Raw genomic sequence first — 13,399 nt, 5'->3', positions numbered from 1 at the left:
GTCGATTCCTCGTGTGATTACTTGACGCCGATGCCAGCGGTGAGGCCGCCGTCAATGCGGAAATCCGAGCCGGTGACGAAGGCGGCGCGCTCGGAGGCGAGGTAGGCGACCAGTTCGGCCACCTCCTCTGGTTCGCCAATGCGGCCGATCGGGTGCGCGGCACCGAAGCGAGCAAAGGCTTCCGCCTCGCTGACGCCCTCGCCGCCATAGGTGCGGGCCGCAAGCGAAAGCAAAGGCGTGCGCACCGACCCGGGGCTGACCGAGTTCACCCGGACCTTGGCCGCGGCGTGATCGAGCGCCATGGCGCGCGTCAGCGCGTGGATCGCCCCCTTGGAGGCGACATAGGCGGCAACGTTTTGCTGGCAGGCGTGCCCCTGCACCGAAGAAATGTTGACGATCGCGCCGCCGCCACGCTTGACCATTTCGGGAATGCCGAAGCGGCCGGTCAGATAGATCGAACCGACATTGACCGAGAGGCAGCGCGCAAAGCTCTCGGCGCTGGTATCGACTACCGTGCCATAGGGATGGACGGCCGCGGCATTGACGATGATATCAAGGCCGCCGTGGCGCAGCACTGCCTCACGGACGGCCGCCTCCACCTCCGCCTCGACCGAGACATCCGTCAGCCGCGTCGACATCGGCAGATTGCGCTCGCTGGCGATCTTGTCGAACCTCTCGTTGGTGGCAAGGTCATTGCCACACGCGAGCACGATGGCACCTGACGAGGCAAGGCGGATCGCCGAGGCGAGGCCGATACCGGACGTGCCGGTGACGAGTGCGATTTTTCCTTTGAATTCAGTCATGATTGTCTCCGCGATGGATCGCGATGATTTGGATCGCGGGCGACCCAAGATCATCAGCGTGATCGATTTTCATGAGGGCCGCGGGATGCGAGCATCCCGCGCCGGTCTCAGCGCACCCGTTCCAGAACCTGGTTCAGGAGCACGGCGCCGAGAATGATCCCGCCGCGCACGACGTATTGCCAATATTCGCTGACATTCATCAGCGTCATGCCGTTGGAAATGCAACCGAGGAACAGGACCCCGATCAGCGTGCCCCAAATACGGCCCTTGCCACCAAAGAGCGAGGTGCCGCCGATGATCACGGCCGCGATGACGTCGAGCTCCATGCCCGTTGCCGTCGTCCCGGTTCCGGCGCCGATCTGCGAGGCAATCAGCGTGCCGGAGACGGCGGTGAGCGCGCCAGTGAGCCCCAGTGTCAGCGCCTTTACCTTCCAGATGTCGATGCCGGAGAGGCGGGCTGCCTCCATGTTGCCGCCGACGGCATAAACCTCGCGGCCGAAGCTCGTATACTTCATCAGGAAATGCATGCCGGCAAAGGTGAGCGCAAAGATATAGACCGGGAACGGAATGCCGAAGAGGTAGCCGCCGCCGAGGAAATCGAAGCCGAGCGGGAAGGACGACATCGGGAAGCCGCCGGTGATGAGATTGGCGACCCCGCGGAGCGCCGCAAAAAGCGCAAGCGTGGTGATGAAGGTCGGCACGTTGAACCATTGCCGGAAACGGCCAGTGAGATAGCCGAGCATGAAACCGAGCAGCAGCGCCACGGCAAAACCGACCGTGACCGCGCCCCAATCGCCGAGCGCATCGGTGAAGCGGTCGGCAAACCAGGCAACGATGCAGCCGGCAAGTGCTGCGCCCGCCCCGACCGAAAGGTCGATCTCGCCGCTGATGATGACCGCCGTCATGCCGAAGGCGATGATGCCGAGCATCGAGACCGTGCGCAGCACGTTCAAGACGTTGCTGGTCGAGGCAAAGCCGGGCGCGACCAGGATCAGGAAGATCATCAGCGCCGCGAGAATGATCTCCATCGGATAGGTCTTGAGGAACTTGAGCGGCGTTTTCTGTCCGCCGGCCTCGGTCGTTTGGCTCACAAGTGTCATCGCTTGGCCCCTTCCATGCACAGGCCGTAGAGTTCGGTAAGATCGGTTCTCGTCGGATCCACTTCGGCGACAACGGCGCCGTGGTGCATCACCAGGATGCGATCGGCGACTTCGAGGACCTCCTCGAGTTCCGTCGATACGAAGATGCTGGAAAGGCCGTCGGCCGCCTTCTGCCAGATGATGTCGAAGATCTGGCGCTTGGCCTGAACGTCGACGCCGCGGCTCGGTTCATCGAAGAACATCACCGAGGGCTGCCGGTTCAGCCATTTGCCGATCACCACCTTCTGCTGGTTGCCGCCGGAAAGCGACGACACCGGCAGTTCCGGGTCGCCGCACTTGATATGCAGATCGGCGATCTGGCGGCGCACATGCGGTTGTTCGCGCCGACGCGAGATGAAGCCCCTGTTGGAGATCGGGCCGAGGCTCGCCATGCAGAGGTTGTCGGCGGTCGAGCGCGACTGCACGAGCCCGACCTCCTTGCGGTTTTCCGGCGTGTAGCCAAGCCCCGCCTTGCGCATATCGCGCGGGCTTGCGCCGGTCATGATGCGGCCATCGAGCCTGACGGAACCGCCGTCGATCCGGTCTGCGCCGAAAATCGCCCGCATCAGTTCCGTGCGCCCGGCGCCAAGCAGGCCGGCGATGCCGAGGATTTCGCCGGGATAGAGGTCGAAGGAGACGTCGTGGAAATGCCCTGACCGGCTGAGTTCGCGCACTTCGAGCACCGGCTTGGTGCGATCGAGCTCGCGCCGCGGCGGACGCGTGGCACGCGCCGCATCGCCGAACATCATTCCGACGATCGCCGAAGGCGTCGTCTCTTTCATCGCGACCGAGCCGATATAGTGGCCGTCGCGGATCACCGTACAGGTGTCAGCGATCTCGAAGAGTTCGCTCATGCGGTGGGTGATGTAGATCATCGTCACGCGGCGGGCGCGCAAGCGTTCGATCAGCGCAAAGAGCTGCTTGACCTCGCGGGTGGCGAGCGCCGAGGTCGGCTCGTCGAGCAGCAGGATCGACGGGTTGAAGGACATCGCCTTGACGATCTCCACCACCTGCTGCTGGCCGACGCTGAGGGCGGAGACCGGCTGGCGGGAATCGAGCGCAAGTCCCATGTCGGCGAGCAGTTCGCCGGCGCGCCGGTGCAGGCCCGTCCAGTCGACGACGCTGAAACCGGCGCGCCGCCGATGCGGCAGCCGGCCGAGAAAGATGTTCTCGCCGACCGAAAGTTCCGGCACCAGCGAGAGCTCCTGATGCACGGTGACGATGCCGGCGGCGAAGGCGTCATGCGGCGAGGTGAAGTGGCGGTCCTCGCCGTTAACGCTGATCGTGCCGGATGTCGGTTCGGTGACGCCAGCGAGAAGCTTGACTAGCGTCGACTTGCCCGAGCCGTTCTTGCCCATCAGGGCATGCACCTTCCCGGGCGCGAAGCTGTGGGTGAATTCGCAAAGGGCGACGGTCGGGCCATAACGCTTGGTCACGGCCCGAAAGTCCAGCCGTCCCTGCACCCCTTGCAACGCGGCTGACCTTGGTTGCGGATAGCTCATGCGGATTTCCTGCTGTGCGCGGTGAAGGAGCGATGGGACAATGCTCCCGCCGCCCAGTTCACTTTCGGGCCCTTACTTCAAGGCTTTGAGGCCTTCTTTGTAGGCAGCGACGCCTTCCGCGTCGGCGCGGGTCAGAGGCAGAACCGGAACGTTGACCTTCGTCTCGATCTTCTTGCCGTCGAGCAGGTTCTGCGCGGCTTCGATCGCCTGCTTGCCAACCTCGAGCGGCTGCTGCGCCGTCGTTGCCTGCAGCACGTTGTCCGAATTCAGGAGCATGTTGGCGAGTTGCTCGGAACCGTCGGTGCCGAAGACGAAAACCTTGCCCTCGAGGCCTGCCTTCTTCACCGCCTGAACGGCGCCGATCGTGCCGCCTTCGTTGGCGGCATAGATCACTCGGATATCGGGATTGGCCGTCAGCATGTCGCTTGCAACTGCCAGCGCCTTCTCGGCAAGCCAGGCATCCTGCTGGGCGACGATGTCCACCTGATCTTTGACGACGCTCAGGAACCCATCGACGCGGGCATTCGACTGCTCAGGCAGCAGCGCCTTGAAGGCCAGCGTGCCGATCTTCACCTTCTCGCCGTTGCCGAGCGTCTTTAGGAAATCGGTCGCGGCCTTGCCGGTACCGATGCCGATATCGCGATCCGAGCTCATCACGGTGGCCTGGGCGACGTCGCCGTTGGCCGAGGTGCCGTAGGTCACCACCGTGATGCCGGCGTCGCGCGCCTTTTTCAGCGCAGGCACCGAAGCGTCGGCCGAAAGCGGCGCCACGACGATCGAGTTCACGCCGCGGGCGATATAGGTGTCGATCAGCTGGGCTTCCTTCTCCAGCTTGCTGTCGCTGTTGCCGGCAAGGAGCTCGTCTCCGGCAGCTTCCGCTGCCTTCTCCATGCCGATCTGAATGCCGCGGAAATACTGGTCCTGCTGAAAGACGATGCCGGCGATCGCCTTGCCGCCGGCGAAGGCCGCGCCCGGCGCAAAGCTGACAGAGGCAAGTAGCGCGGCAAGCGCCAGACGTTTCATGTTGCTCATATTGGTTCTCCTCCCAAGTGCCCTGTTCGTGCCGCCGGACCAACGGGCGAGTGGATCCGGCAAACGGCTGCCCGCACCGCCAAGGCGGTGTGGCTCAAAACTCCCATATGCTCATCGCGGTTACTGGCCGCCTGGCGCGGCATCGACGAACCGGATGCCGAACTCCAAATGGCGGCTCATCAGGTAGACGTAGGCGATGCGATCACGAGCCTTCAGCGCCCGGATGATTTCGGCGTGCGCCTCGAAGGTTTCCGCATGCACCGTGCGCTCTGCCTTGCCGAGCCGCATGACCTCCTCGATCACCGAGCGCAGCATGTGGTAGGCGGCCAGCGTCGTGCGGTTGCCTGAGAGCTCGACGATCGCCGAATGAAACTCGTAATCGCAGCGCGCCGCATCCTCGACGGTCTCGGCCTCCAGGATCCGCGCATTGATCGCGTCCAGCCGCTCTAAGTCGTCATCCCCAGCCGTCAGGATGATATGCTCGCCGACACCGGTCTCGATGATGCGCCGGAAACCCTGCAGGTCGCGAAAAGAGTCCGGTGAAATTCCGTTGTGGAAGGCGAAAAGCCGGCGGATGGCCTCGCCGTGTCCGCCGCTGATGACGGCGCCGACCTTCGGCCGGGTCTCGACCATGCCATAGGCGCGCAGCACCTGCAGCGCCTCGCGCACGGTATTGCGTCCGGCCTGGAACTGCTCACCGAGGTCGCGCTCGGTCGGCAGCGCATCGCCGATGCCGAGACCGCGCTCGGAGATCATGTCGCGGATCTGCTCGACGAGGCGATCGACGGCCGAAGTCCTACCCGGCTCCACGGCCTCTACGCCCGACAATGCATCTTCCCGTACCGAACTGCTCACCACCATCCTCCCTGCGATGCTTTATTTGTTGGTCCAGATTGCGCCGGCAGTCAAGCGCAAACTCGAAAATTCCGTGTCGCATCCATGATTTTCATGCTAAATGCCCGTATTCAGGCTTGAATTGTTGGACCAATCGGACATTATTGACTGGCGTGGTCCAACAATAGGCGACCGGAAACGGGCAGGAGAATTTGCATGAGACTGATGGAAGAGTGCTTTCGCTGGTATGGGCCAAACGATCCGGTGCCGCTCAGCCATATCCGGCAGGCAGGCGCGACAGGGATCGTCTCGGCGCTGCACCACATCTACGACGGCTCGCCGTGGCCCGACGAAGCGATCCTGGCGCAAAAGGCGCTGATCGAAGCCGCGGGCATGCGCTGGAGCGTCGTCGAGAGCATTCCGGTGCACAATTCGATCAAGCTCGCGACCGCCGACAGCGCTCGCTACATCGGCTGGTACAAGGACACGCTTCGCGCCCTGGCGCGGGCGGGCATAAGCATCGTCTGCTACAACTTCATGCCGGTGGTCGACTGGACGCGCACCGAGCTGATGCAGCCCTTGGCGAATGGCGGCTTTGCGCTTCGCTTCGATGCGGTCGACTTTGCCGCCTATGACCTCTTCGTGTTGAAGCGCCCACATGTCGAAGACAGCTACTCCGAGAGGCAGATTTTCCTCGCGCGCCAGCGGCTCGATGAGATGGACCAGGCAAAGATCGACCGGATCGAGCGCAATCTCATTGCCGGCCTGCCGGCAACCGAGCGCCAGTTCAACCGGGCAAGCTTTCTGGCCGCCCTTGCCGAATATGACGGCGTGACGGCCGACGATCTGCATGCCAACCTGGCGCGCTTCCTCGGGGAGATCGTACCGGTCGCCGAAGACGTCGGTATCCGGCTTTGCATTCACCCCGATGATCCGGCCTTTTCGCTCTACGGCCTGCCGCGCATCGTCTCGACGGCAGCCGATGTCAGGCGCATCCTCGCCGCTGTCGACAGCCCGGCCAACGGCATCACTTTCTGCACCGGCTCCTACGGCACCCGCGCCGACAACGACCTGCCGGCCATGGTGCGCGAATTCGGCCCGCGCATTCATTTCGCCCATCTGCGCAACGTCCAACGCGAGGAGGACGGCTCGTTCTACGAGGCGGACCATCTCGGCGGATCGAGCGATATGCCGGCGGTGATCTTCGCGCTGATGCAGGAACAGGAACGTCGTGCGCGCGATGGCAGCGCCGACTGGCAGATCCCGCTTCGGCCAGACCACGGACATCTGCTGGCCGACGATATCGGCAAGGAGCGGATCAATCCCGGCTATTCGCTGATCGGTCGACTGAAGGGCCTCGCGGAAATCAGAGGCGTCATGCAGGGCATCGCGACCGCCATGGCGCACAAGGCTTGAGGGAAGAAATGAACCATTTTGAAGACGATGCCGAACTGTTTGCCGCCATGCGCAGCCGGCTGTTTACCGCTGTGGTCGGCGACATTCTCGATACGATGGGCCTGCAGCACCAGTTCCTGCCGCCGCAGATCCGGGCATTGCGTGATGACATGGTTGCCATCGGGCGGGCGATGCCGGTGCTCGAGGCCGATTTCTTCGCGGCCGCCGAGGCGAGCGGAAACTCGGCGTTCAGCGCCAAGCCGTTCGGCCTGATGTTCCACGCGCTCGATAGCCTGAAGCCCAACGAGATCTATGTCTGCTCCGGCTCCTCACCGCGTTATGCCGTCTGGGGCGAGTTGATGTCGACGCGGGCGCTGAAGCTGAAGGCAGCGGGTGCGATCTGCGACGGTTATTGCCGCGACAGCGCCTGCATTCTTGCGCTTGATTTCCCGACCTTCTGCTACGGATCCTATGCACAGGACCAGGGCCCGCGTGGCAAGGTCGTCGACTACGGCATTCCGATCGAGATCGGCGGCATCCGTATCCGGCCGGGCGACATTCTCTTCGGCGACCGCGACGGCGTGCTCGTCATTCCGCGCGAGGCGGAACGGGAGGCAATCGCGCTAGCCCTGGAAAAGGCCGAAACCGAAAACAAGGTTCGCCTCGCGATCGAGGCCGGCATGAGCACCGTCGAGGCGTTCGAACGTTTCGGCGTCATGTAATGTGTGTGGGGCGCCGGGAGAGCCGGCGCCTCATTTTAACCGGCTGAGGTCCACGGGGCGATTGTTGATGATCGCTTCCATCGAGAAGAAGCCAGTGACGGTTGCGAGGTCGAAATTGGTGATCAGCTTCTGGTAAAAGCTGTCGTAGCCGCGCATGCCCCTGGTCACCACCTTGATCAGATAGTCCCAATCACCCCCGATCCGATAGAAGTCGATCACCTCCGGCAGCTTCTCGACATGTTGCCGGAAACCGTCGCTCCACTCCTTGGAGTGATGACGGGTGCGGATCATCACGAACACGGTGAGATCCAACCCTAGCGCACTCAGATCTATGTCTGCGTGCGAGCCGCGGATCAGTCCGATCGACTGCAGACGCTGAAGGCGCCGCCAGCACGCATTCTGTGACAAGCCGACCTTTTCAGCCAAGTCGCGCTGAGAGAGCGACGAATCTTTTTGCAATGCGGCAAGGATGTTCAGATCGAAGCCATCGATTTTGAATGAAGATTCGATCATCTGACACAATCCATGGCCAAAATTGCAGAAAATAGGTGAATTTTTCGACCGTGGACGAGATTACAATAGCTGTCAATGTTCGCTCCGAGGAGTCAGCGAGATGATCGTACCTGCCGTCCACCGCCAGCCCTCAGAGGCACTTACGCCCCTTACCCGTTTCCGCCAGGCTTTGAATGGCCCGGACGTGGTTGCCGACCTCCGCGACGGTCTCGTCGGTGCCAAGACGAAGATTGCCGGTCCCTACGGCATGAAGGACCTGGTCTATGCGGACTATGTCGCCTCGGGCCGCGCCTTGCGTGTGATCGAAGACTTCGTGCTCGAAGAGGTGCTGCCCTATTACGCCAACAGCCACACGGAGGCCTCCTATTGCGGAGGCTTCATGACCCGGATGCGCCGGGAAGCGCGCACGCTGATCGGCGAATTCTGCGGTGCGACGGCGGAACACGCGGTCATCTTTACCGGGTCCGGCGCGACCTCGGGCATCAACCGCCTGGTCAAGCTGTTCGGCGTCACCGAAGCTGTTGCGGCCGGGAAAAATGTTCGGGTTATCATCGGCCCCTACGAGCATCACTCCAACATCCTGCCCTGGCGCGAAAGCGGTGCCGAGATCATCGAACTGGCCGAATGCTCGGCGGGGGGGCCGGAGCTTGCTGAACTTGCCGAAGCGCTCAACGCCGGTTCGCCTGAGCTGACGGTCTGCACCCTCTCGGCCGGATCGAACATCACCGGGATCACCAGCGATGTCGTCACGATCACCCGGATGGTCAAGGCTGCCGGCGCGAAGATGATCTGGGACTATGCCGGCGCCGGCCCTTACATTCCGGTCTCGATGTCGCCAGCCGCCGGTGCCGAGATCGACGCCGTCGTCATCTCGCCGCACAAGTTCATCGGCGGCCCGGGTGCCTCCGGCATTCTGATTGTCCGCCGCGACGGCGTCGCCACGAACAATCCGACCTGGCCGGGCGGCGGCACGGTCAAGTTCGTTTCGCCCGATACGCACGACTACAGCGCCAGCCTCGAGGCACGCGAAGAAGCCGGAACGCCGAACGTCGTCGGCGACATCCGCGCCGCACTCGCCTTCATCGTCAAACATGCGATCGGGCTTGAGGAGATCGAGAGGCGCAACCGCGCGCTGACCAGGCGGGCGTTTGCCGCCTGGAAGGCCGTACCGCAACTGGAGCTGCTCGGTCTTCAAGAGCCGGATCGCCTGCCGATCTTTTCCTTCCGCATCAGGAACGGCAAGGGCGGCTATGTCCACCAGCAGCTCGTCACCCGCATGCTCAGCGACCGCTTCGGCATTCAGGCGCGCGGCGGCTGTGCCTGTGCCGGGCCTTACGTTCACCGGCTGCTGTCGATCGATGCGGCGCATTCCGAGCAAATCCGCCAGGCGATCCTCGCCGGCGAGGAGATCGAGAAGCCCGGCTTCACGCGCCTGAACTTCAGCGTCCTGCTGTCGGACGAAAAGGTGAAGTACATCCTCGACTGCGTAACGCAACTCGCGGCGGACGCACCCGCCTTCGAAGCCGACTACGATTTCGACCCCGCCCGCGCGATCTTCTTCCCGTGCGCCACGGCTGAAGAGGCCCTCGCCTATGCATAAGCCCGATGTTACCGGCTTCTACGATTCCCGCACCGGCAGCATACAGTATGTCGTCGCCGATCCGGCGACCGGTAAATGCGCGATCATCGATCCAGTGCTCGATTTCGACGAGAAGTCGGGCTCGACCGCCACGCGGAATGCCGACGCGATCCTCGACCAGATCGCCGCCAAGGGCCTGACGGTCGAGTGGATCCTCGACACCCATCCCCATGCGGACCATTTTTCGGCAGCGCGCTACCTGAAGAGCCGGACCGGCGCACCGACGGCGATCGGCGAACACGTCAAAGGCGTGCAGCGGATCTGGAAGGAGATCTACAACTGGCCGGATTTTGCTTGCGACGGCTCGCAATGGGACCGGCTGTTTGTCGACGGCGAGACATTCCGGATCGGCGAACTCAAGGCCCGAGTCATGCATTCGCCCGGCCATACGCTGGCATCGATCAACTATGTAATCGGCGACGCAGCCTTCATCCATGACACGCTGTTCATGCCCGACAGCGGCTCGGCCCGCGCCGATTTTCCGGGCGGCAGTGCGAGGGACCTCTGGCGTTCGATCCAGGCGATCCTGGCGTTGCCGGACGAGACACGCCTATTCACCGGCCACGACTATTGCCACGGCGGCCGCGAGGCACGCTGGGAAAGCACGGTGGCGGAGCAGAAGGCCACAAACCCGCATGTCACCGGCAAGACTGAGGCGGACTACATCAGCCTGCGCGAGGCGCGCGACGGGACCTTGCCGATGCCGAAGCTCATTCTGCATGCGCTCCAGGTGAACGTTCGTGGCGGCGAACTGCCGGCCGCCGAAGACAACGGCCGGCGCTACCTGAAGATACCGCTCGACGCCCTTCCCGGTGCGGTGTGGGGGTAGCGGCATCGTGGCGGACCCCTTCCAGCAAATGTTGCTTGCGATCGGCTCCGGTTCGCTCACCGGCTTCACGCTCGGCCTGATCGGCGGCGGCGGCTCGATCCTTGCGACTCCGCTGCTGATCTATGTCGTCGGCATCCGCGACGTGCATACGGCGCTCGGCACCGGTGCGCTCGCCGTTTCCGCCAACGCCTACCTCAACCTTATCAGCCATGCGCTTCGCGGCCATCTCTGGTGGCGCTGTGCTTTGATCTTCACCGTCGCCGGCTCGCTCGGCGCCTATCTCGGCTCCAGCCTCGGCAAGCTGGTCGATGGACAGCGACTGCTATTTCTCTTCGGCCTCGTGATGATGTTCGTCAGCTTCGCCATGCGAAGGGCGAAGAGCCAGGCGGCCAGCACGCCGCAATCGCTCTCGGCGCTCACCCATGGCAAGACCGGCCTGACCGCCCTGCTGACCGGCACCTGTTCCGGCTTCTTCGGCATCGGCGGCGGCTTCCTCATCGTTCCCGGACTGCTGCTTGCGACCGGCATGCCGCTCATAAACGCGGTCGGCACCTCGCTTCTCGCCGTCGGCACCTTCGGCCTGACGACGGCGATCAACTATGCATCCTCAGGCCTGGTGGATTGGCGCATCGCCGGCTATTTCATCGCCGGCGGCATTGCGGGCGGGATTTTCGGCACGATCGTCTCCACCCGGCTTTCGACCCACCGCGATGTCCTGACCCAGATCTTCCGCGGCATCATTTTTTCCGTCAGCCTCTACGTTCTCTGGCGCAGCTACATAGCGCCGTGACCCCATCCCTCGGCCTTTAGCCGGCGACCCTTGACCGCAACGCGCGCTTGGATGCTATCACTGAGGACGCTTGGGATCGGAATTGCGTTCCTCTTTCGGTAAGAGCATCGCGACGGTCAACCGAGCCTGAAATGGAGGGGCTGACCATGTTCGATCTGATCATCCGCAACGCCAACCTTGCGGACGGACGCCAGGACTTCGATCTGAGCGTCAGCAACGGAAAGACCGCGATCGAGAAGACCCTTACCGCCACCGACGGCGAGAGATCGACGCAAGCGGCCGCTTGCTCAGCCCGCGTACTGCGATCCGCATTTTCACGATGCGACGCTGTCGCTCGGCCTTCCGCGAATGAACGTCTCCGGCACGCTGCTCGAAGGCTTCGCGCTTTGGGGCGAACTGCGCCCCGCCTGACGAAGGCGGCTGCTGGTCGCAAGGGGCGCTGCGCTATTGCGACCTCGCCGTCAGCCAGGGCCTTCTCCAAATTCGCAGTCACGTGGACACTTCGCGCATGTCGTCGAGCAGCGTGAACTTCAGCCCCTTTGCCTTCACTGTTTCGATCAGGCCGCGCCAGCCTGTGACGTCCTTGCCGAGCAGTATCCGATTGTAGAGGATGCCGACCGAATCGAAGGCATAGGGCAGACGGGCGAACGGGAGGTAGCAAATGGACCAGAAGAGTTTCAGTGAGTGGTCACTAAAGGCCGCGAAATGGGGTGCAGACTATCGTGCATCGCTGCGCGACCGGCCGGTGCGCGCAAGGACGGCACCCGGTGCGATTGCCGCGCAGATACCATCGCGGCCGCCGCAAACGGGCGAGGACATGCAGGCGATCTTCGAGGATTTCGAGAAGATCATCCTGCCGGGCATGACCCACTGGCAGCATCCGCGTTTCTTCGCCTATTTCCCGGCGAATGCGGCGCCGGTTTCCGTCGTTGCCGAATATCTCGTGACGGCCATGGCGGCGCAGTGCATGCTCTGGCAGACCTCACCGGCAGCGACCGAACTTGAGACAAAAGTGCTCGACTGGCTGCGCCAGGCAATCGGCCTACCGGAAGGCTTCTCCGGCGTGATCCAGGACTCTGCCTCCTCGGCGACACTTTCGGCCGTGCTCGTGATGCGCGAGCGCGCGCTTGGCTGGCAGGGCAACAAGAAGGGGCTGGCAAGCCAGCCGCAGCTTCGCATCTATTCCTCCGATCAGGTGCATACCTCGATAGACCGGGCGATCTGGGTCTCTGGCATTGGCGAGGAAAACCTGGTGCGCATCCCAGCCAAGGGTCCAAGGCGGGCCATGGACTGCCAGGCGCTCGAAGCTGCCATTCTTCGGGACAAGGCGGCGGGACTGCTGCCGGCCGGCGTGATCGCCTGCACCGGTGGCACCAGCACGGGCGCCTGCGATGATATCGCCGAGGTGGTACGGGTCGCGCACGCCCATGGTCTCTACGTCCATGTCGACGCCGCCTGGGCCGGTGCCGCGATGATCTGCGAGGAATTCCGACAGCTTTGGGCCGGCGTCGATAAGGCGGATTCGATCGTCTTCAACCCGCACAAATGGCTCGGCGCCCAGTTCGATTGCTCGGCGCATTTCATTCGCAGCCCGGACGACCTGGTCAAGACGCTGGCGATCCAGCCGGAATTCCTGAAAACCCACGGCTACGACGGCATCATCAACTATTCCGAATGGACGATCCCGCTCGGCCGGCGCTTCCGCGCGCTAAAACTGTGGTTCCTGTTGCGCTTCCACGGCCTTGAAGGGCTGCAGACGATGATCCGTAACCATGTGCGCTGGTCTGAACAGCTGGCGGAGCGGCTTGCGGGACACAAGGATTTCGAGATCGTGACACAGCCGATATTGTCGCTGTTTTCGTTCCGCCACCGCAATGAAGGGGATCCGGACGCCCACAACATCGCGCTCGTCAACGCGATCAACGACGACGGCCGCATCTACCTGACCCAGACCCGTGTCGACGGTCGCGTCGCGATCCGCTTCCAGGCGGGTCAGTTCGACATGACGGAGGAGGATGCCGAGACCGCTTTCGAAGTCATCATCGAAGTCGCCGCTGCGCTGAGCAAGCATCAGAAGTAGACGGAAGCCAACCGATGAACCATCCCCGTTTTGTGCATTTCTCGGCCGGCGATCGAGACGGGTGCTTTTGCCCGTATTGCCGATGACGCAAGCGGAATGGTCGCCGACCTTTCTCTCGATG

At 63.1% G+C, this 13,399-nt stretch carries 12 protein-coding genes and 1 pseudogene; 7 read left to right on the top strand and 6 right to left on the bottom strand.

Features of this window, described 5'->3' with window-relative positions; genetic code table 11:
- Window positions 1-17: 17 nt before the first annotated feature.
- From BHMPCIPO_RS25045 to BHMPCIPO_RS25025, 5 genes are all read right to left on the bottom strand, one after another.
- The gene (locus BHMPCIPO_RS25045; protein ID WP_173519445.1) at window positions 18-803 is read right to left on the bottom strand and encodes an SDR family NAD(P)-dependent oxidoreductase; all 786 of its coding nucleotides are present in this window, start codon (window positions 801-803) and stop codon (window positions 18-20) included.
- Window positions 804-910: 107 nt separating this feature from the next.
- Complete coding sequence (locus BHMPCIPO_RS25040) at window positions 911-1,903, bottom strand: ABC transporter permease (RefSeq protein ID WP_173519444.1); 993 nt, start codon at window positions 1,901-1,903, stop codon at window positions 911-913.
- Complete coding sequence (locus BHMPCIPO_RS25035; protein WP_173519443.1) at window positions 1,900-3,444, bottom strand: sugar ABC transporter ATP-binding protein; 1,545 nt, start codon at window positions 3,442-3,444, stop codon at window positions 1,900-1,902. The genes BHMPCIPO_RS25040 and BHMPCIPO_RS25035 overlap by 4 nt, the downstream gene beginning before the upstream one ends.
- Window positions 3,445-3,516: 72 nt before the next feature.
- Window positions 3,517-4,476: a substrate-binding domain-containing protein gene (locus tag BHMPCIPO_RS25030; RefSeq protein WP_173519442.1), complete on the bottom strand. Its 960-nt coding sequence runs from the start codon at window positions 4,474-4,476 to the stop codon at window positions 3,517-3,519.
- A 120-nt stretch (window positions 4,477-4,596) separates the two neighbouring features.
- Window positions 4,597-5,331 (bottom strand): FadR/GntR family transcriptional regulator, encoded by a 735-nt coding sequence (locus tag BHMPCIPO_RS25025; RefSeq protein WP_173519441.1) that lies wholly within the window; start codon window positions 5,329-5,331, stop codon window positions 4,597-4,599.
- A gap of 204 nt (window positions 5,332-5,535) precedes the next feature.
- Between BHMPCIPO_RS25025 and uxuA the strand changes: the two genes are divergently transcribed.
- Window positions 5,536-6,726 carry a mannonate dehydratase gene (gene uxuA / locus BHMPCIPO_RS25020; protein WP_173520181.1) on the top strand — a complete coding sequence of 397 codons (1,191 nt, stop codon included), beginning with the start codon at window positions 5,536-5,538 and terminating at the stop codon, window positions 6,724-6,726.
- An 8-nt stretch (window positions 6,727-6,734) separates the two neighbouring features.
- A complete protein-coding gene (locus tag BHMPCIPO_RS25015; protein WP_173519440.1) occupies window positions 6,735-7,427 on the top strand; it encodes an RraA family protein in 693 nt (230 codons plus the stop codon).
- 30 nt (window positions 7,428-7,457) lie between these two features.
- Here the strand turns inward: BHMPCIPO_RS25015 and BHMPCIPO_RS25010 are convergent, their stop codons facing one another.
- On the bottom strand, window positions 7,458-7,940 hold the full coding sequence (locus tag BHMPCIPO_RS25010; RefSeq protein ID WP_173519439.1) for an Lrp/AsnC family transcriptional regulator: 483 nt from the start codon (window positions 7,938-7,940) through the stop codon (window positions 7,458-7,460).
- A gap of 100 nt (window positions 7,941-8,040) precedes the next feature.
- Between BHMPCIPO_RS25010 and BHMPCIPO_RS25005 the strand changes: the two genes are divergently transcribed.
- From BHMPCIPO_RS25005 to BHMPCIPO_RS24985, 5 genes and pseudogenes are all read left to right on the top strand, one after another.
- Entirely contained in the window at window positions 8,041-9,540 is a 1,500-nt protein-coding gene (locus tag BHMPCIPO_RS25005) for an aminotransferase class V-fold PLP-dependent enzyme (protein WP_173519438.1), read from the top strand.
- Window positions 9,533-10,408: an MBL fold metallo-hydrolase gene (locus BHMPCIPO_RS25000; protein WP_173519437.1), complete on the top strand. Its 876-nt coding sequence runs from the start codon at window positions 9,533-9,535 to the stop codon at window positions 10,406-10,408. Before BHMPCIPO_RS25005 ends, BHMPCIPO_RS25000 begins: the two co-directional genes overlap by 8 nt.
- Window positions 10,409-10,436: 28 nt before the next feature.
- Window positions 10,437-11,198 (top strand): sulfite exporter TauE/SafE family protein, encoded by a 762-nt coding sequence (locus BHMPCIPO_RS24995; protein WP_173520180.1) that lies wholly within the window; start codon window positions 10,437-10,439, stop codon window positions 11,196-11,198.
- Window positions 11,199-11,344: 146 nt separating this feature from the next.
- Window positions 11,345-11,703: pseudogene (locus BHMPCIPO_RS24990) on the top strand (cytosine deaminase); the annotation flags it as partial.
- 156 nt (window positions 11,704-11,859) lie between these two features.
- The gene (locus BHMPCIPO_RS24985) at window positions 11,860-13,278 is read left to right on the top strand and encodes a pyridoxal phosphate-dependent decarboxylase family protein (RefSeq protein WP_173519436.1); all 1,419 of its coding nucleotides are present in this window, start codon (window positions 11,860-11,862) and stop codon (window positions 13,276-13,278) included.
- Window positions 13,279-13,399: the final 121 nt, after the last annotated feature.

The sequence above is a fragment of the Ensifer sesbaniae genome, from assembly GCF_013283665.1.
In the GTDB taxonomy this organism is placed as follows: domain Bacteria; phylum Pseudomonadota; class Alphaproteobacteria; order Rhizobiales; family Rhizobiaceae; genus Ensifer; species Ensifer sesbaniae.
The sequence above is the reverse complement of the archived record's forward strand: the minus strand, read 5'-3'. Positions and strand labels throughout refer to the sequence as shown.